Below are 18317 nucleotides of genomic sequence, written 5' to 3'. Positions count from 1 at the left end.
GAGGTGGGCCCCCGAACGCGCAGGGCCATCCGCACAGGGTGGTTGCTCGCGCAGTTCCCCGCGCCCCTTCAAAATCAAAGCCGTGGTGCCGCGCCAACGTCTCCTCTACAGTGTAGAAGTCTTCTACGCCGTATAAGGGAGGGATCTTGACTCAGCTCGTCACGCCAGCCACGCGGAGACCCGATCGGTGGGTGATCCTCGCTGTCATCTGTCTGGTGCAACTCGTCGTCATCCTCGACAACACCATCCTCAACGTCGCCGTCCCCTCGCTCACCAAGGAGCTGGGCGCGACCACCGCGCAGACCCAGTGGGTCATCGGCGCCTACTCGCTCGCGCAAGCGGGCCTGCTCATCGCGGCCGGCGGCTTCGCCGACAGGTACGGGCGCAAGCTCGTCCAACTGCTCGGGCTCGGGTTCTTCGGCCTCGGGTCGTTCGGCGCCGTGCTGGCGTCGAATCCGGGGGAGCTGATCGCCGCCCGCGCGGGCATGGGCGTCGGTGGGAGCCTGCTGCTCGCGACCAGCCTCGCCATCATCGTTCGTACCTTCGACGCCGAGGAGCAGCCGAAGGCGATGGCCGCCTGCATGGGCGTCGGCTCGCTCGGCTTCGCGCTCGGTCCGGTCATCGGCGGGCTGCTGCTGGCGCACTTCTGGTGGGGCTCGGTCTTCCTCGTCAACCTGCCGGTCTGCCTGCTGGGGCTGCTCGCCGTCGCCAGGCTGGTCCCGGAGTCGAAGGACCCGCGCGGGGACCGGCCGGACCTGCTCGGCGCGCTGCTCTCCACCCTCGGCCTGGTCGCGGTCGTCTACGCGATCATCCAGGGCCCCGGCTACGGCTGGACCTCGGCCCGCACCCTCGTCCCGGGCGGGATCGGCGCGGTCTTCCTGTGCGGCTTCGTGCTCTGGGAGCGGCGAACCCCGCACCCGCTGCTCGACATGAGCTTCTTCCGCAACGACCGCTTCCGTGGGGCGGTCTCCGGCGCGGTGCTGGTCTCGTTCGGGATGGGCGGCTCACTCTTCCTGCTGACCCAGCACCTGCAGTTCGTGCTCGGCTACGGCCCCCTCGACGCCGGTCTGCGCACCGCGCCGATGGCGCTGACGGTCGTGCTGCTCAACCTCACCGGCTTCGGTATGCGGCTCACCGGCAAGCTCGCTCCGCCGGTCGCCATCGCCTGCGGTCTCAGCCTGCTGGCGGGTGGCCTGGCCGCGATCGCCGTGCTCGGGCACAGCGGTTCCTACCCCGGCATCCTCCTCGGCCTGGTGCTGATGGGCGCGGGCGTCGCCGTCGCGCAGCCGGCCATGGCGGGCGCGGTGATGAGCTCGATCCCGCCGGAGCGGGCCGGTATCGGCTCCGGTCTCATGGGCACTCTCAGCGAGCTGGGAAACTCGCTCGGCGTCGCCGTGCTGGGCGCGGTGCTGACGGCGGGCTTCGCCGGCTCGCTCCCGGCGCGGCTGCCGCACGACGCCGCGCGCTCCCTGCCGGACGCACTCGCCGCCGCCGGTCCGGGCGCGGCGCACCAGGTGCGTACCGCCTTCGCGGACAGCCTGACCAGCAGCCAGCTGATTGGCGCCGTCGCGGTCCTGCTGGGCGGCCTGCTGGCCGCCTGGTTGCTGAGCCGGGTCTCGCCCGGACCGACGGCCGACGGACAGCTGCCGGGCCGGCGGGAGGCCGAGCCCGTCCCGGCCGCGTGAGCGCCGCCGGTGCCTGCGCCGGATCCACAGGGGGCTGACTACGATCGCCGCATGGCCCCGCAGAAGCCCAAGTCCACCCCAGCCGCGATGCCGCACGTCAGCGTGTGGGTCGCGCCGCCGAAGGAGCGCAAGCGGGGCACCGCGCCCAGCGGCCTCTCCCGGCAACGGATCGTGCGCGCCGCCGTCGAGCTGCTGGACGCGGAGGGCGAGCAGGGCTTCTCCATGCGGCGGCTGGCTGCCGATCTCGGGGTCACCCCCATGTCGGTCTACTGGTACGTCGACAACAAGGGCGAACTGCTGGAGCTCGCGCTGGACGAAGCACTCGGGGAGATGCGGATCCCGCCGCTCCCCGAGGACGGCGACTGGCGTGAGCACCTCCGCGTCATGGCGCACGAGTACCGCGGATTCTACCGCCGGCACCTGTGGGCGACCAGGGTCGCCGGCGAGGTGCTCCCGCTCGGACCGAACGCGCTCTTCTTCTCGACGAGCGCGCTCGGGGCCGTCGGCCGCACCGCGCTGCCTCCGGAGGAGTACGCGGGCGTGCTCGGACTGCTCTTCCAGTTCGTCTACGGCTTCGCCACCTCCGAGGTACAGGCGCTGATCCGGGTCCGCGAGTCGGGGCTGACCGAGCAGGAGTACCTCGACCAGGTGGTGAGCCTGGCCGGCCGGGTGGACCAGCGCTTCGTCGAGCACGCCGAGCTGATCAACCCGCCCGACGCGGGGGAGAGCCCGGCCGCGAAGCGGGACCACCACTTCACCGAGAGCCTGGACATCGCCCTGGACGGCATCGAGGCCCGGGTGCGCCGTCACGCCACGCAGTCTCAGGAGAGCCGGTCCGATCTGCGCTGAGCTGGACCGTTAGAATGGGGCAACGTGAGCGCCAAGCCCTTCATCCCCGATGTCCTGGCCGCCCGCTACGCCTCCGGCGAGCTCGCGCGGCTCTGGTCCCCCGAACACAAGGTCGTCCTCGAACGGCAGCTCTGGCTCGCCGTCCTGAAGGCCCAGGCCGATCTGGGGATCGAGGTGCCCGAGGGAGCTGTCGCCGACTACGAGCGCGTCGTCGACCAGGTCGACCTCGCCTCGATCGCCGCCCGCGAGCGGGTCACCCGCCACGACGTGAAGGCGCGGATCGAGGAGTTCAGCGCCCTCGCCGGGCACGAGCAGATCCACAAGGGCATGACCTCCAGGGATCTGACCGAGAACGTCGAGCAGCTGCAGATCAAGCAGTCCCTGGAGCACGTCCGCGACCGCACGGTCGCGCTGCTCACCCGCCTGGCCGCCCTCGCCGCCGAACACGGCGAGCTGGTCATGACCGGCCGCTCGCACAATGTGGCCGCACAGGCGACCACGCTCGGCAAGCGCTTCGCGTCCGCCGCGGACGAGCTGCTGGTGGCCTTCACCCGCCTGGAGGAGCTGATCGCGCGCTACCCGCTGCGCGGCATCAAGGGCCCGGTCGGCACCAGCCAGGACATGCTCGACTTGCTCGGCGGCGACGAGGCCAAGCTGGCGGAGCTGGAGCAGCGGGTCGCCGGCCACCTCGGCTTCGACCACGCCTTCACCAGCGTCGGTCAGGTCTACCCGCGCTCGCTCGACTACGACGTGCTCTCCGCCCTGGTCCAGCTGGCGGGCGCGCCCGGCAGCCTGGCCAAGACGATCCGGCTGATGGCCGGCATCGAGCTGGTCACCGAGGGCTTCAAGGAGGGCCAGGTCGGCTCCTCCGCGATGCCGCACAAGATGAACACCCGCTCCTGCGAGCGCGTCAACGGCCTGGCTGTCATCCTGCGCGGCTACGCGTCCATGGTCTCCGAGCTCTCGGGCGACCAGTGGAACGAGGGCGACGTCTCCTGCTCGGTCGTGCGCCGGGTGGCGCTGCCGGACGCGTTCTTCGCGTTCGACGGCCTGCTGGAGACCTTCCTGACGGTGCTGGACGAGTTCGGCGCCTTCCCGGCTGTCATCGCCGTCGAGCTCGACCGCTACCTGCCGTTCCTCGGCACCACCAAGGTGCTGATGGCCTCGGTGCGCGCGGGCGTGGGCCGGGAGACGGCGCACGAGGCGATCAAGGAGCACGCGGTCGCGTCCGCACTGGCCATGCGCCAGGGCGTCCGGGAGAACCAGCTGCTGGACCGACTCGCGGCGGACGAGCGGATCCCGCTGGACCGGGACGGGCTGGACACGCTGCTGGCCGACCGGCTCTCCTTCACCGGCGCGGCTTCCGGCCAGGTGGCGCGGGTCGTCGCCCACGTCGAGGACGTCGCCACGCGCTACCCGGAGGCGGCCAAGTACCGCCCGGGCGCCATTCTCTGACGCAGCCGCGACGCGCACGTCCCACCCGATCGCCCGCGCCCACCCGGAGCTCGCTCCGGATGCCGACGCGGGCGATCGGCGTTAGCTTCGGCTGTAGTCGGATCACGACAGACAGTGACGGAAGCGACGAAGGAGTGCGGGCATGCCCGGCAAGTTCGAAGTGCATCAGGACAAGGCGCAGGAGTTCCGGTTCACGCTCAAGGCGTCGACCGGCGAGGTCATCGCGATGAGCGAGCCGTTCGCGACCCGCGAGGCCTGCGAGAAGAGCATCGAGTCGGTACGCAAGCACGCCCCCTACGCGAAGCTGGTCGAGTCCGGCGCCTCCGCGAGCTGACGCCGGCCCTGGTGGGCGCCCGACCGCCGTCGGACCCTGACCGAACCCGGACCCGGGCGCTCACGCGGACTCGAACGCCAAGGCTGCCGCGAGCGCGGCGAACGCGCCGGAGAAGCTCCGCCGCAGCCAGGTGACCACCGAAGGGCGCGCGATGACGCGCGAGCGGAAGGCGGCGGCGAAGCGGCCGTAGACGGCGAAGACCACGAAGGTCATCAGCATGAACACGCCGCTCAGCACGACCATCCGCAGCGTCGTGTCCGGCTGGCCCGTCTTCACGAACTGCGGCAGGAACGCGAAGAAGAAGATGGTCAGCTTCGGGTTGAGGATGTTGATCAGAATCCCGCGTGTGATGACCTGCAGGGCCGGCTGCGACGCGCTGTTCTGCTCGTCGACGGTCAGCGTGCTCTTGTCGCGCAGCGTGGCGACCGCCATGTAGAGCAGGTAGGCGACGCCCGCGTACTTGAAGACCTGGAAGGCCGTGGCGCTCGCGTTCAGCAGCGCGGCGAGCCCGGTGACGGCCGCCACCAGATGCGGCACGATCCCCAGCGTGCAGCCGACGGCGGCGACCAGACTGGCCCGCGCACCACGTTGCAGCCCGGCGGCGACCGTGTAGAGCGCGCCGGTGCCCGGCGTCGCGACGATGACCAATGAGGTCAGCAGGAACTCAATGCTCATGGCGTCTTCCCCCTGTGAATGAACGTCAGCTCGTCGGCCAGGCTACCTTGGGCTTCGGGTTCGGCGTGGTTGTCACTGGTGGCGCGTACGTTCGCCGGCATGGCGGCGGTGACCGGGCCGTGCGGACGGCACGTGACACGCCGCAGCCGAGGACGCTCCGGTCAGACTCGCCGGGCGGTTCGCCTGACTGGCGCGCGTGTCTGACTGGAAGCAGAAGCCGCGTAGACGGATAATTGGATCATGACGGGACAATCCGGTGCGACGGTCAGGGTCTGGGTGAAGGCCGAGATCGGGCCCCGGCACGTCGTGGCCCAGGTTCTGGACACGCTCAACAACCCGATCGGCGAGGAGTTCGTGATCGCCGAGCCGCACGACCTCTACGAGATCGCGCGGCGCTACGGCGTGCCCCTGGACAGCTTCGACTTCGAAGGCGACAGCGCCGACATCATCGAGTCCTCGGCGCCTCCTGCGGAGGCCTGACCCCGGTCCGCGGCGCGGGCCGGGCCTCAGACGCCGAAGGCGTCCGCGTAGCGGATCGAGCCGACCGGGACCGGGCGGCCGGGGTCCAGCGCGAGCGCCATCATGGCCTCGTCGGGGACCTCGAACGGCGGCTTGATGCCGTAGCCGGAGGCCGGGACGAAGCCGAAGCGCGGGTAGTAGGCCGGGTGGCCCAACACCAGGACGAGCTGCTCGCCCGCCGCGGCGGCCACGTCCAGCGCCGCGCGGACCACCGCGCTGCCCGCGCCCCGGCGCTGCCATGCGGGCAGCACCGCGACCGGAGCGAGCGCGAGCGCCGCGGCGCCGTCGACCTGGCACCGGGTCAGCAGGGCGTGCGCGGCGATCGTTCCGTCGGGGGCCTCCGCGACGAGGGAGAAGCCGGGCAGCCAGGCCATGGCGTCGGTGCGCAGGGCGTCGACCAGGTCAGCCTCGTTGGCCGTGGGGAAGGCGGCGAGATTGACCCGGCGGACGGACTCGGCCTCCGAGCCGTCGAGGGCCTCGGGGCGCGCGACCCAACTGCGCTCCGCGACGTCGGGCCCCGCACCATCGGGTGCGGTGACGTCGGGCGCGACGAAATCGGGCTTAGAGATCATTTCTGGCATGCCTCAGCCTAAGCCGAACGGCGGCACACGCCCGTCACCCGGCCGCTGTCGGCCCTGCCGTGCCGCCGCGCGTCTTGACCTCCGCCCAGATCACCTTGCCGCCGCCGCTGGTGAAGCGGGTGCCCCAGCGCTCGGCGAGCTGGGCCACGAGGAAGAGACCGCGGCCGTCCTCGTCCTCGTTCCGCGCCCGGCGCAGCCTCGGCGAGACACTGCTGCCGTCCGCGACCTCGCAGATGAGCGCGCGGTCGCGGAGCAGTCGTAACTCGACCGGCCCGGTGGCATGCCGGATCGCGTTCGTCACCAGTTCGCTGACCAGCAGCTGCGCCGTCTGCGTGAGCCCGCCGAGCCCCCAGTCCGCCAGCCGCGCGCCCACCTGCGCGCGCAACCCGGAGACCGCCGACGGCTCCAGCGGTACCTCCCAACGCGCGACCATCCCGTCGTCGACGCCACGGGTGCGCGCGACCAGCAGCGCGACGTCGTCGCGGGGCCGCTGCGGCAGCAGTTCGGCGACGACCGCCGAGCAGAGCGCCTCCGGTGTCCGATCGCGCCCGGCGAGCGCGGCGGCGAGGCGGGAGAGGCCGACGTCGATGTCCTGACCTCGGTCCTCGATGAGGCCGTCGGTGTAGAGGACGATGCGGCAGCCCTCCGGGAGGGAGAGCTCGATGGCCTCGAAGGGCGTGCTGCCGAGCCCGAGCGGCGGACCGGAGGGCACCTCGGGGAAGTGCACTGTGCCGTCGGGGAAGACCAGCGCCGGCGAGGGATGACCGGCACCGGCCATCGTGCAGCGCCGGGTGACCGGGTCGTAGATGACGTAGAGGCAGGTCGCCCCGATGATGCCGATGCCGCCGAGCTCGCCCTCCTCCTGGTCCATCGCGTCGACGAGCTGGTCCAGATACCCGAGCAGCTCCTCCGGCGGCAGGTCGAGGGCGGAGAAGTTGCGCACGGCCGTGCGCAAGCGGCCCATGGTGGCGGCGGCGTGGATGCCGTGTCCGACGACGTCGCCGACGACGAGTGCGACGCGCGCGCCGGACAGCGGGATGACGTCGAACCAGTCGCCGCCGACTCCCTCCTGCGCGGGCAGGTAGCGGTGCGCGACGTCGACGGCGGGCAGCGCGGGGAGCGCCCGGGGGAGCAGGCTGCGCTGGAGCGCCAGGGCGAGGGCGTGCTCGCGGGTGTAGCGGCGGGCGTTGTCCAGACAGACCGCCGCGCGCTGGGCGAGCTCCTCGGCGAGCGTCAGATCGTCCTCGCGGAACGGGCCGGCGTCGCGCGAGCGGTAGAAGGAGGCGACGCCGAGCACAGTGCCACGCGCGCAGAGCGGAACGGCGATCACGGACCCCAGCCGGTACGCGGCGAGCGCGGGCTCCTCGGCGGCGTCCTCGTCGAGCACGGCGCGTCCGGCGACGAAGGCCCGCGCCTGCGCGCTGCCCGCCGCGTACTCCACCTGCGCGCCGAGGGGGACCAGCGGTCCGCAACTGCGGATCGTCCGCGCGGCCGCGCGTCGCAACGGCGGGTGGCCGTCCGCAGGCGGCGCCTCCTCGCCCTCGCGCACCCATTCGGCGAGGTCGACGACGGCGTACTGGGCGAACTCGGGCAGCGCGACCTCGGCCAGCTCGTCGGCGGTCTGCCCGATGTCGAGCGTCGTGCCGATCCGCACGCCCGCGTCCCACAGCAGCGCGAGACGCTGCCTCGCGGCAACGGCGATCTCCCCGACGCCGGACCCGTCACCGAGCAGCAGCCGCGCGCCGCCAGGCACGCCTTTAGGGGCGCGAGGAACTGCGCGAGGAACCACCCTGTGCGGATGGCCCTGCTCGTTCGGATCAGTACGTCGCTGGGTGGCTTGTCGCGCACGCAGTTCAGCAGCCGAGCCTCGCGCCCCAGACGGGCCCGCCGGCTCCGCCGCGCGCGCCGCGGCCTCGCGGAGGGCGCGCTCGCGCAGCGAATACTGCTCGAGCAGGCGCTGTTCGATCGCCAACGCAGCCTCCCGCGCCAGCGCGGCCATCAGCGGATTCGCGTCGCGCTGCCAGCACGTGAGGTCGACGATGCCACGGATCGTGCCGAGCAGCGGATCGCGGACGGGGGCGCCCGCGCAGGCGAACGGGCGGTAGGCCTCGGCGAAGTGCTCGCTGCCGACGACGACGCCGGGGCGGCCCTCCGCCAGCGCCGTGCCGATGCCGTTCGTGCCCGCCTCGTGCTCGGCCCAGACGAAGCCGGGGGCGAGGCGGATCGCGTCGAGATGGCGGTTGAGCCCGGGTTCGCCCGCCCGACGGTGCATCACCCGGGCGCGGGCGTCCGTCAGCAGCACGCTGACCCTGGTGCCGGTCAGTTGCTCGTGCAACCGGTCGAGGACGGGGAGTGAAGCCAGCAGCAGCCGCTCCTCGCTGTCCAGATCCGGGTCGTAGGAGAGCTCCGTCCGCTCCACGGTGAGCCCGGTCGCCTGACAGCGCTCCCAGGACGCGACGATCCGGGCGCGCACCTCCGCCGCCGCCATGCCGTCGGCGAGAAAGCGGTTGCGTGCCTCCGCCGATCTTCGGTCCGACGCCCAGGGGGCTCCCGGCTGGCGCGAACTGGCCGAACTCCCCATGACGGCACCCTCCCGCGCCGGGCCCCGGTCCGGTCCAGGCCCTCCTGTCGAGCCGTGGCCGACTCCCATTCGACGCTAGCCGCGTGACACAGCGGCCGAGGCAAGTCACCTCACAACCACTCGTAGGAGTGACCTTCGGCGAATTCCCGCACACGGCGGCGCCGCGGCGCGAATACTGACCGGAGCCCTTGTCGGCCGCCGCACGGACGCGGTTAATGGAGGCGTGAGGGCGACGGACAAGGCAGCGGAACTGACCGACAGTCAGCCCCGCGGACTGCGCGAGCGGCGGGTCGAGCTGGAGCGCGAGTGGGCCCGCTGGGCAGCCGGGCCCGGTGGTCGGGTCGCGTTGCGCACGGAGGTGGCCGAGTCCTGGGCGCGCAGCGGGGAGAGCGTGGACCGGTCCTGTGCGGAGGCCCCGGTCGGCGACGCGGACGCGGCGCAGTCGAGGTGGGCGCACTCGCAACTGCGCGGTCCGGTCAACGCCCTGGCCGAGGAGCTGCGGCGGATCGCGGACGACGCGGGCTTCGTCGCAGCGGTGACGGACGAGTCCGGCATGATCCTGTGGACCTGCGGCGGTCCGCTCATGCGGCGCCAGGCCGAGCGGGTCAACTTCGCGCCAGGCGGTCGTTGGGACGAGCAGGCGATGGGTACCAACGCGCTCTCGCTCGCGCTGCTGCGCGGGCAGGCGGCGACGGTCTTCTCCGCCGAGCACTATCTGTCCGCACTGCACGGCTGGGTCTGCTACTGCGCCCCGATCCGCGATCGGGCGGGGCGGGTCCTCGGGGTGCTGGATCTGTCCACCAGTTGGGACCGCTCGCACCCGCTGGCCCTGTCGACGGTCCGGCTGCTCGCGGCCGGGATCGAGGAGCGCCTGCGCGAGGACGGTGACACCGGCGCCTCGCCGGCGTGGACCGCGCCGCCGGTGCGCGACCCGTCGCAACGCCATGCGTCGTGCGACCTACGCCTCACCGCGCTCGGCGATGCCCCGCGCCTCGAGCGCGGCGGCGTCGAACTCCCGCTGCGGCCACGCCAGCTGGAGATCCTCACGCTGCTCGCGCTGGAGCCCGAGGGCTTCACCCCCGAGCGCCTGCACGACGCGCTCTACGGCGACCGATCCGTCTCCGGCTCCACCTTCAAGGCGGAGGTGTCGCATCTGCGCACCGCGCTCGGCGGCGGCATCGCCACCCGCCGCTACGCGCTGACGACGCCGCTTCGCTGCGACGCCACCGAGGTGGACGCCGCGCTGCAACGCGGCGACACCGCGACCGCCGTCGCCGCCTACACCGGCCCGCTGCTGCCCAGGTCGGAGGCGCCGGGCGTGGTGGAGTGGCGCGAACACCTGCACGTGGCGCTGCGCGAGGCGGCGCTCGCGGCCGTCGACCCGGCAGCGGCCCTGACCTTCGGCCGGCACGCCCGCTACGACAGCGCGCTGCACCGTCACGCGCTCGCCCTGTTGGACCCGCACGACGCCCGCCGCGGCATCGCCGCCGCCCGCCTGCGCGCCGCGCTGTCCTGACGCGCCTGATCTCCGCGAGCGAGTCACGCGCGATCGACGTGCACACCGCCGGCCGCTACGCCCGCGTGGTGACGGCGTAGCGGCCGGGGAGGAGACCGGGGACGGGGCCGGGATCGCGCTAACCCCGGTCGGCCCCGGTGGGCAGGGGCGGTTCGGCCTCGATGCGGGTGAGTTCGGCCTCGGTGAAGAGCCTGGAGCGGATCAGGAAGCGGACGCCCTCCGGCGCCTCGACCGAGAATCCGCTGCCGCGACCGGGCACCACGTCCACGGTGAGGTGGGTGTGCTGCCAGTAGACGTACTGGTCGGCGCTCATCCAGAACGGCGTGTCCTCGTCGACCCGCCCCAGCAACACGTCCTGCCCGCCGACCCGGAACTCGCCGCGCGGGTAGCACATCGGCGCGCTGCCGTCGCAGCAGCCGCCGGACTGATGGAACATCAGCGGACCGTGCCGGGCGGCCAGCCGCCGCAGGAGAGCGGCGGCCGACGCGGTGAGCTCCACCCTGCTTGTCGCGGGGCGCTGCTCCATCAGAAGAAGCCGAGCTTCTTGTCGGAGTAGCTGACCAGCAGGTTCTTGGTCTGCTGGTAGTGGTCGAGCATCATCTTGTGGTTCTCGCGCCCGATGCCGGACTTCTTGTAGCCACCGAACGCGGCGTGCGCGGGGTAGGCGTGGTAGCAGTTGGTCCAGACCCGGCCGGCCTTGATCCCGCGGCCGAGCCGGAAGGCGGTGTTGCCGTCCCTGGACCAGACGCCCGCGCCGAGGCCGTACAGGGTGTCGTTGGCGATCGCGAGGGCCTCCGCCTCGGTGTCGAAGGTGGTGACGGAGACGACCGGGCCGAAGATCTCCTCCTGGAAGATGCGCATGTCGTTGCGGCCCTTGAAGATGGTCGGCTCGATGTAGTAGCCGCCCTCCAGTCCGGCGACCTTGCGCGGCCCGCCGCCGGTGAGGATCTGCGCGCCTTCCTTGATGCCGATGTCCAGGTACGAAATGATCTTCTCGTACTGGTCGTTGCTGGCCTGCGCGCCGATCATCGTGGCCGGGTCGAGCGGGTCTCCGCCGACGATCGCCTCGGTACGGGCGATGCAACGGGCGATGAACTCCTCGTAGATGGAGGAGTGGATCAGCGCCCGGGACGGGCAGGTGCAGACCTCGCCTTGATTGAGGGCGAACATCACGAAGCCCTCGACAGCCTTGTCCAGGAAGTCGTCGTCGTGGGCCATCACGTCGGGCAGGAAGATGTTCGGGCTCTTGCCGCCCAGCTCCAGCGTGACGGGAATAATGTTCTCGGACGCGTACTGCATGATCAGCCGGCCGGTCGTGGTCTCACCGGTGAACGCCACCTTGGCGACGCGCGAGCTCGACGCGAGCGGCTTGCCCGCCTCGACGCCGAAGCCGTTGACGACGTTGACCACGCCCGGCGGCAGCAGATCGGCGATCAGTTCCATGACGACCAGGATGCTGACGGGGGTTTGCTCGGCCGGCTTGATGACCACGCAGTTGCCCGCCGCGAGCGCCGGGGCCAGCTTCCACGTCGCCATCAGGATCGGGAAGTTCCAGGGAATGATCTGCCCGACGACGCCGAGCGGCTCGTGCAGGTGATAGGCGACGGTGTCGGCGTCGATCTGCGAGATGCTGCCCTCCTGGGCCCGGATCGCGCCCGCGAAGTAGCGGAAGTGGTCCACGGCGAGGGGGATGTCGGCGGCGAGGGACTCACGCACCGGCTTCCCGTTCTCCCAGGTCTCGGTGACCGCCAGCATCTCGAGGTGCTGCTCGAGCCGGTCGGCGATCCTGTTGAGCACGGTGGCCCGCTCGGTCGGGGAGGTCCGGCCCCAGGCGTCGGCGGCGCGGTGGGCGGCGTCCAGCGCAAGCTCGATGTCGGGCGCGGTGGAGCGGGCGACCTGACAGAAGGTCTCGCCGGTCACCGGCGAGGGGTTGTCGAAGTAGCGTCCTTCGACGGGTGCGACGAAGTCGCCGCCGATGAAGTTGTCGTAACGGGGCTTGAAGGTGATGACGCTGCCCTCGGTCCCGGGCTGGGCGTAGACCATCGCGCGCTCCTCGTTGAGTACCCAGTGGTGCCGGACACTCTCGTCCGCCCAGGTTGGCAAAAGGTTGGCGCCGCACGTCACACCCTCAGGCTGAGCCGGCACAAGCCCCGTTCGACGCCGAGTGACTGCGTTAACTATTGACCGAGCGCATGGTCAGTTATAGCTTTCGCGACAACCCTGTGGGAAGGCCTACGGGATGTGTGGCAGGAGGCTGGAGATGGACGAGCGCGTGGAGTCTGAGACCGCGTCAAGCGCTGAGCCGGTACGCCGAGTGGATCGCCGGAGCTTTCTGGCCATCGCCGGGCTGACCACCGTGGGCGTCGCATGGGCGCTGAACAGCGGGGGTTCCCAGCCGGCGCGGGCCGCGACGCCGTCGTGCCCCTCGCCGTCCCCGACTGCGAGTGCCACCGGTGGGACCGGGGCGTTCGTGGTTCCGCTCGACAGCGTGAAGCACACCCGCACCTGGATGGCCTGGCCCGACAACGCGACCATCTGGAGCTCCAGTGGACGCAGGGGGAGCAGCACGCCCTCCCTGGCACAGATCCAGTCCAACATCGCGCGCGTCGCGAACACGATCGCGAAGTACGAGCCGGTCTTCATCCTCGCCAACCCTGCCAGCGTTGCCGCGGCGCAGCGTGCCTGCACGGCGGCCAACGTGACGGTGATCGGCTCGATCCCGGTGGACGACTGCTGGATGCGTGACTCAGGGCCCGTCTTCCGGACCAACGGTGCGGGCGGACTGGACGCCGTGGGCCTGAACTTCAACGGCTGGGGAAACCAGCAGACGCACGCCAACGACGCTCTGGTCGCCGGCCGGGTCGCGACCTACCTGGGCGTGAACTTCACCGCGGCCGGATTCGTGAGCGAGGGCGGCGCGATCGAGGCGGACGGGGCCGGCATGCTGATGGCCACCAAGAGCAGCATCATCGACCCGAACCGGAATCCGAACATGACGCAGGCCCAGCTGGAGACCGCCATGTGCGCGGCGTTCGGGGCATCGCAGGTGACCTGGTTCACCGGGATCTCCGGGCAGGACATCACCAACGACCACGTGGACTCCACCTCACGGCTCGTCGCCCCCGGCGTGGGCATCGTGCAGACGCCGAACCCGGCCGACCCGACCGACATCTGGGCCAACGACGAGATGGACCAGTACAACACCCTGTCGGCTGCGACCAACGCCCAGGGCGCGGCGATGCGGGTGACCAAGCTGCAGTCGCCCGACTACAACCTCATCCGACAGACCAGTACGAGCTTCGTCGACTCCTACGCCAACTACTACGTCTGCAACGGCGCGGTCATCTCGGCACAGTTCGGCGACGCGACGGCGGACGCCAACGCCAAGGCTGTGCTGACGAGCATGTTCCCCGGTCGGGTCATCGAGCAGATCAACATCGACTACATCGGCCTCGGCGGTGGCGGGATCCACTGCGTGACCCAGCCCGAGCCCGCACCCTAGTTGAGGCCTCTTTGGCCGACCAGGGTGTCAGCGGCGTGTCACATGCGATGGAGCGCCCGGACCCACTTGGGTCCGGGCGCTCCATCGTGTCTTCTCAAGCGGGCCGCTAAAGGAAGTAGAGCCGGTTCAGGGTGATCGAGTCGGCAGCCACTGCTTGGAGGGGGTCTCCGTCGAGGGTGACGAGGCCGGTGGTGGGGTTGACGTCGACGGAGCCGAGGCGGTGGTTGCGCAGCAGATCGGCGGGGCCGATGCCGCGGGTGTGGCGGACGGGGACGCGGCGGCGGCGGGTGGGGAGTTGGTCGCCGTTGTGGACGGCGGCGTTCGCGACGAAGGCGACGGAGATGTCGGCGGCGGTGGCGCCGAAGGAGCCGAACTGGGGGCCGAGGATGAGGGGTTCGCAGCGGTCGGTGGAGGCGTTGGGGTCGCCGGTGACGCCGTAGGCGGGGAAGCCGGACTTCAGGACGAGTTGTGGTTTGGCGCCGAAGTGGTCGGGTCGCCACAGGACGATGTCGGCGAGTTTGCCGGCCTCGATGGAGCCGATCTCGTGGGCGAGTCCGTGGGCGATGGCCGGGTTGATGGTGAGTTTGGCGATGTAGCGCAGGACGCGTTCGTTGTCGTCGCCGGAGGCGGTGGTGCCGAAGGAACCCTCGCCGTCGAGGGGTCCGAGTTCGTGTTTCATCTTCCCGGCCATGGCGAGGGTGCGGCGGACGGTTTCGCCGGCGCGGCCCATGCCCTGGGCGTCGGAGGAGGTGATGCCGATGACGCCGAGGTCGTGCAGGACGTCTTCGGCGCCCATGGTGCCGGCGCGGATGCGGTCGCGGGCCATGGCGGCGTCGCCGGGGAGGTCGACCTTGAGGTCGTGGGCGGAGACGATCATGCCGAAGTGTTCGCCGAGTGCGTCGCGGCCGAAGGGGAGGGTGGGGTTGGTGGAGGAGCCGATGACGTTGGGGACGCCGGCCATTTTGAGGACGTTGGGGACGTGTCCGCCGCCGCAGCCTTCGATGTGGAAGGCGTGGATGGTGCGGCCGTCCAGCGCGGCGAGGGTGTCCTGGACGGAGAGGCATTCGTTGAGGCCGTCGGTGTGGAGGGCGACCTGGACGTCGTGGTCTTCGGCGACGCGTAGGGCGGTGTCCAGGGCGCGGGTGTGGGCGCCCATGTCCTCGTGGACTTTGAAGCCGCTCGCGCCGCCTTCGGCGAGGGCTTCGATGAGGGGGGCGGGGTCGGAGGAGGAGCCGCGGGCGAGGAAGCCGATGTTGACGGGCCAGGCGTCGAAGGCGTTGAAGGCGTGGCGCAGTGCCCAGGGGGAGTTGACGCCGACGCCCCAGACGGGGCCGAATTCCTGGCCGATGATGGTGGTGACGCCGGAGGCCAGGGACGCTTCCATGATGCGGGGGGAGAGGAGGTGGACGTGGGTGTCGATGGCGCCGGCGGTGGCGATGAGGCCCTCGCCGGAGACGATCGTGGTGCCGGTGCCGACGACGACCTGGACGCCGTCGAGGGTGTCGGGGTTGCCCGCGCGGCCGATGGCGTGGATGCGGCCCTCGCGGATGCCGATGCTGGTTTTGCGGATCCCGGCGACGGCGTCGATGACCAGTACGTTGGAGATGACGACGTCGCAGGTGTCGCGGACGGCGGCGGCTTTGAGGTGGATGCCGTCGCGGGCGGTTTTGCCGAAGCCGGCCAGGAATTCTTCGCCGGGGTGCTGGGAGTCGGCTTCGACGCGGACGATCAGCCCGGTGTCGCCGAGGCGGATTCGGTCGCCGGCGCGGGGGCCGTGGACGGCGATGTAGTCGTGCGGGTCGATCGGGCCCGCCGGGACGACGGGACCCGGGCGGCCGTGACAGCCCGCCGCGTCGAAGATGCTGCCGCTCACGGGGAGTCCTCCTGCTGGAAGTGGGTCAGGTAGCCGCAGGCGCGGGCTTTGGCCAGGGCCTGCTCGCGGGCGCCGGGGGCGTCGAGGGGGCCGTCGACCAGGCCGGCGAAGCCGATCGCGATCCGCTCGCCGCCGATCGGCAGCAGGCCGACCTCGACCACCGCGCCCGCGTCGAAGCGGACCGAGGAGCCGGCCGGGACCGCGAGCCGCATCCCGAAGGCCGCCGCACGGTCGAACGCGAGCCGCGGGTTGGCCTCGAAGAAGTGGAAATGCGACGTCACCGTCACCGGCACCGGCGCCGTGTTCCGCACCGGCAGCACCACCGCCGGCTCGGCCGCCTCATACCCCTCGCCCGCGCCCGGCAACGCCGCGCCCGGAGCCTCCGCGCCGAGCGAACCCGCCCCCCGGAACGGGTCGTCGATCACACACAGCCGCGTCCCGTCGTCGAACACCGCCTCCACCTGCAACGAGGTCACCACATCCACCACACCCGGCAACACCTCATCGGCCGAGAGCACGCTGCGCCCGGCCGCGATCGCGTCCGCCAACCGCGCACCGTCACGCGCCGCCTCGCACACGGTGTCCGCGATCAGCGCCGTCGCCTCCGGCACATTCAGCCGCACGCCACGCGCACGCCGGGCGCGCGCCAACTCTGCCGCCGTGAACAACAGCAGCCGGTCCCGCTCAGTGGGTGTCAATCGCATGGACAGAGCCTTATCTGGAAAGGGAAGGACGTTCGCGGGCGCAGGCGGCCCGGAAGGGCACGCACCCGGTCAGCTTGGCATCGACTGAAAATTCAGTCAACCGCGCATGTCGAGACTTCGCTGGTCATGGACGCGCGAGCTCGACGGCGATGGCTTCCTTGAGCAGCCTCCGGGCGTGCTCCAGGGGGAGGGAGCCGCTGAGCCAGCGCACACTGAGCCCCTCGAGGAGGGCGGTCAGGCGTTCGGCCGCCGCAGCGTGGGCGGGTGCGGTGCCGGTGGGACGGGCGCGGCCGATCAGGTCGGCGGTCTCGTGCACCCAGGTGAGCGTGGCCTTGGCCAGGTCCTCGCGCAGCTCCGGTTCGAAGATCGCGCTGGCGCGCAACTCTCCCCAAGCGGTGCTGTTCTCGCGGACCTCGGGGGTGTCCTGCAGCTCGAGGAGCAGGGCCTGTTCGAGGTCGCTCCGGGGGTCGACGTCGACGTTCGCGTCCCGTTCGGCGGTGTAGCGGTCCGCCCTGTCGTTGATGAACTCCAGGGTGCGGCGCAGGATGCCGGCGCGGTCGTTGAAGTGGTAATAGATCAGCGAGGTGGAGACGCCCGCTTCTTTCGCGAGCTCTTCCACGCGCAGGCCGCGTACGCCCCGACGTGCGATGACGCGTGTGGCGGCCCTGAGTATCTCTGTTCGACGGTCTGACACAAGCCCACACCCTACGTGACCGGTCCTTCATCCTGACTGGTCTTTCAGAATGCCAGAGCTGACCCGCCCGTAGGAGGGGCGCACGTCCACTGGTGCGGGCACCTTCTTGCCGTATGTCCGCTATGGGTCGAGATTCCTTCGCCGAGAATTTGCCTCGCGACGTATTGACTGAAGTTTCAGTTCGGTGGAGTATTCGTGGCACCCAGCCCCTCCCTTCGAGATCGAGGGGGTCCGGCGACGCATCTGACGACGCGGGAGAAGACCGTTCCGATGCCGCCCTGTCCTGGGGTCCAGACTCACTGATCGAGCAAGAGAAGAGCCGTTATGAGTTTCCGTATGCCGGCCGAGTGGACCGAGCATGAGCGCTGCTTGATGGCGTGGCCTACGCGGCCCGAACTCTGGGGCGAGGGACTGGACGAGGCCCGGCGGGAGTACGCGCGGGTCGCCCAGGCGGTCGCCGCGTTCGAGCCGGTCACCATGGTCGCCTGCCCGGGGCAGGGCGAGGAGGCGCGCCGGCTGTGCGGCGAGAGCGTCGAGGTCGTGGAGCTGCCGATCGATGACTCGTGGTTCCGTGACTCCGGCCCGATCTTCGTGCTCGGCGCCGACGGCGAGCGCGCCGGGGTGGACTTCCGCTTCAACGCGTGGGGCGAGAAGCACCACCCCTGGGACACCGACGACAAGGTCTCCGCCGCGCTTCTGGAGCACTTCGAGGTCCCGCGCATCGCCTCCTCGATGATCCTCGAAGGCGGCGCGATCACGGTCGACGGTGAGGGCACGCTGATCACCACCGAACAGTGCCTACTGCACCCGAACCGCAACCCCGGCCTGACGCGTGACGAGATCGAGGCCGAGCTCAAGGCCAAGCTCGGTGTCGCCACCGTCGTCTGGCTGCCCTACGGCGGCCTGCTCGACACCGAGACCGACGGCCACGTCGACGGTGTCTGCGCCTTCGTCGCTCCCGGCAAGGTGGTCGTCCAGCTTCCCAGCGACCCTGCGCATCCCGACTACCAGCGGATGCGCGACAACCGTGCCGTGCTGGAGTCAGCGGTCGACGCGCGCGGGCGAAAGCTGGAGATCATCGACCTTCCGCAGAGTGCATTCGTGCAGGTCGACGGCGTGGAGACGGAGGTGGGCTACCTCAACTTCTACATCGCCAACGGTGGGGTCGTCGTCCCCGTGGCCGACGTGGCCGAGGACGAAGGCGCGCTCGCCGTCATCGCCGCCGCGTTCCCCGGGCGCAAGGTCGTCGGAGTCCGTTCCCGGATGATCGCCTACGGCGGTGGCGGCGTCCACTGCATCACGCAGCAGGTGCCCGCCGCACGCCCGGCCGTGTGACGCAGAGCCACAAC

The 18317-nt window shown here is 71.0% G+C and carries 16 protein-coding genes; 8 read left to right on the top strand and 8 right to left on the bottom strand.

Going from position 1 to position 18317, the window contains the following annotated elements; translation table 11 throughout:
• Positions 1 to 191: 191 nt before the first annotated feature.
• The 4 genes from ABIA32_RS20800 (at position 192) to ABIA32_RS20785 (ending at position 4323) form a co-directional block, all read left to right on the top strand.
• Positions 192 to 1685, top strand: coding sequence for an MFS transporter (locus tag ABIA32_RS20800; protein ID WP_370097422.1), 1494 nt, complete (start codon positions 192 to 194; stop codon positions 1683 to 1685).
• Positions 1686 to 1736: 51 nt separating this feature from the next.
• On the top strand, positions 1737 to 2534 hold the full coding sequence (locus tag ABIA32_RS20795) for a TetR/AcrR family transcriptional regulator (RefSeq protein WP_370097419.1): 798 nt from the start codon (positions 1737 to 1739) through the stop codon (positions 2532 to 2534).
• Between the two features lie 24 nt (positions 2535 to 2558).
• Positions 2559 to 3989 (top strand): adenylosuccinate lyase, encoded by a 1431-nt coding sequence (purB, locus tag ABIA32_RS20790; RefSeq protein WP_370097416.1) that lies wholly within the window; start codon positions 2559 to 2561, stop codon positions 3987 to 3989.
• A gap of 142 nt (positions 3990 to 4131) precedes the next feature.
• Positions 4132 to 4323, top strand: coding sequence for a YegP family protein (locus tag ABIA32_RS20785; RefSeq protein WP_370097413.1), 192 nt, complete (start codon positions 4132 to 4134; stop codon positions 4321 to 4323).
• Positions 4324 to 4383: 60 nt separating this feature from the next.
• Here ABIA32_RS20785 and ABIA32_RS20780 read toward each other — a convergent pair whose 3' ends face one another.
• Positions 4384 to 4998 (bottom strand): LysE family translocator, encoded by a 615-nt coding sequence (locus ABIA32_RS20780; RefSeq protein ID WP_370097411.1) that lies wholly within the window; start codon positions 4996 to 4998, stop codon positions 4384 to 4386.
• 240 nt (positions 4999 to 5238) lie between these two features.
• Between ABIA32_RS20780 and ABIA32_RS20775 the strand changes: the two genes are divergently transcribed.
• On the top strand, positions 5239 to 5478 hold the full coding sequence (locus tag ABIA32_RS20775) for a hypothetical protein (protein WP_370097408.1): 240 nt from the start codon (positions 5239 to 5241) through the stop codon (positions 5476 to 5478).
• Between the two features lie 26 nt (positions 5479 to 5504).
• On the opposite strand, the gene ABIA32_RS20770 is transcribed toward ABIA32_RS20775, so the two are convergent.
• Positions 5505 to 6089, bottom strand: coding sequence for a GNAT family N-acetyltransferase (locus tag ABIA32_RS20770; protein WP_370097406.1), 585 nt, complete (start codon positions 6087 to 6089; stop codon positions 5505 to 5507).
• A gap of 43 nt (positions 6090 to 6132) precedes the next feature.
• Positions 6133 to 8679 carry a SpoIIE family protein phosphatase gene (locus ABIA32_RS20765; protein ID WP_370097403.1) on the bottom strand — a complete coding sequence of 849 codons (2547 nt, stop codon included), beginning with the start codon at positions 8677 to 8679 and terminating at the stop codon, positions 6133 to 6135.
• A 223-nt stretch (positions 8680 to 8902) separates the two neighbouring features.
• On the opposite strand from ABIA32_RS20765, the gene ABIA32_RS20760 reads away from it, so the two are divergent.
• On the top strand, positions 8903 to 10195 hold the full coding sequence (locus tag ABIA32_RS20760; protein WP_370097400.1) for a GAF domain-containing protein: 1293 nt from the start codon (positions 8903 to 8905) through the stop codon (positions 10193 to 10195).
• Between the two features lie 118 nt (positions 10196 to 10313).
• Here the strand turns inward: ABIA32_RS20760 and ABIA32_RS20755 are convergent, their stop codons facing one another.
• Both ABIA32_RS20755 and adh read right to left on the bottom strand, forming a co-directional pair.
• Positions 10314 to 10721 (bottom strand): DUF779 domain-containing protein, encoded by a 408-nt coding sequence (locus tag ABIA32_RS20755; protein ID WP_370097398.1) that lies wholly within the window; start codon positions 10719 to 10721, stop codon positions 10314 to 10316.
• Complete coding sequence (adh, locus tag ABIA32_RS20750) at positions 10721 to 12238, bottom strand: aldehyde dehydrogenase (protein ID WP_370097395.1); 1518 nt, start codon at positions 12236 to 12238, stop codon at positions 10721 to 10723. Before adh ends, ABIA32_RS20755 begins: the two co-directional genes overlap by 1 nt.
• A 445-nt stretch (positions 12239 to 12683) precedes the next feature.
• Between adh and ABIA32_RS20745 the strand changes: the two genes are divergently transcribed.
• The gene (locus ABIA32_RS20745) at positions 12684 to 13697 is read left to right on the top strand and encodes an agmatine/peptidylarginine deiminase (protein ID WP_370097392.1); all 1014 of its coding nucleotides are present in this window, start codon (positions 12684 to 12686) and stop codon (positions 13695 to 13697) included.
• Between the two features lie 106 nt (positions 13698 to 13803).
• Here the strand turns inward: ABIA32_RS20745 and ABIA32_RS20740 are convergent, their stop codons facing one another.
• The 3 genes from ABIA32_RS20740 to ABIA32_RS20730 form a co-directional block, all read right to left on the bottom strand.
• Positions 13804 to 15501 carry an urease subunit alpha gene (locus ABIA32_RS20740; RefSeq protein WP_370097500.1) on the bottom strand — a complete coding sequence of 566 codons (1698 nt, stop codon included), beginning with the start codon at positions 15499 to 15501 and terminating at the stop codon, positions 13804 to 13806.
• Between the two features lie 65 nt (positions 15502 to 15566).
• Entirely contained in the window at positions 15567 to 16274 is a 708-nt protein-coding gene (gene ureA / locus ABIA32_RS20735; RefSeq protein ID WP_370097389.1) for an urease subunit gamma, read from the bottom strand.
• A 124-nt stretch (positions 16275 to 16398) separates the two neighbouring features.
• On the bottom strand, positions 16399 to 16968 hold the full coding sequence (locus ABIA32_RS20730; RefSeq protein ID WP_370097386.1) for a TetR/AcrR family transcriptional regulator: 570 nt from the start codon (positions 16966 to 16968) through the stop codon (positions 16399 to 16401).
• Between the two features lie 324 nt (positions 16969 to 17292).
• On the opposite strand from ABIA32_RS20730, the gene ABIA32_RS20725 reads away from it, so the two are divergent.
• Positions 17293 to 18303: an agmatine/peptidylarginine deiminase gene (locus ABIA32_RS20725; protein WP_370097383.1), complete on the top strand. Its 1011-nt coding sequence runs from the start codon at positions 17293 to 17295 to the stop codon at positions 18301 to 18303.
• Positions 18304 to 18317 lie beyond the last annotated feature (14 nt).

The organism is Streptacidiphilus sp. MAP12-20, from assembly GCF_041262525.1.
Lineage (GTDB): Bacteria > Actinomycetota > Actinomycetes > Streptomycetales > Streptomycetaceae > Streptacidiphilus.
The sequence above is the reverse complement of the archived record's forward strand: the minus strand, read 5'-3'. Positions and strand labels throughout refer to the sequence as shown.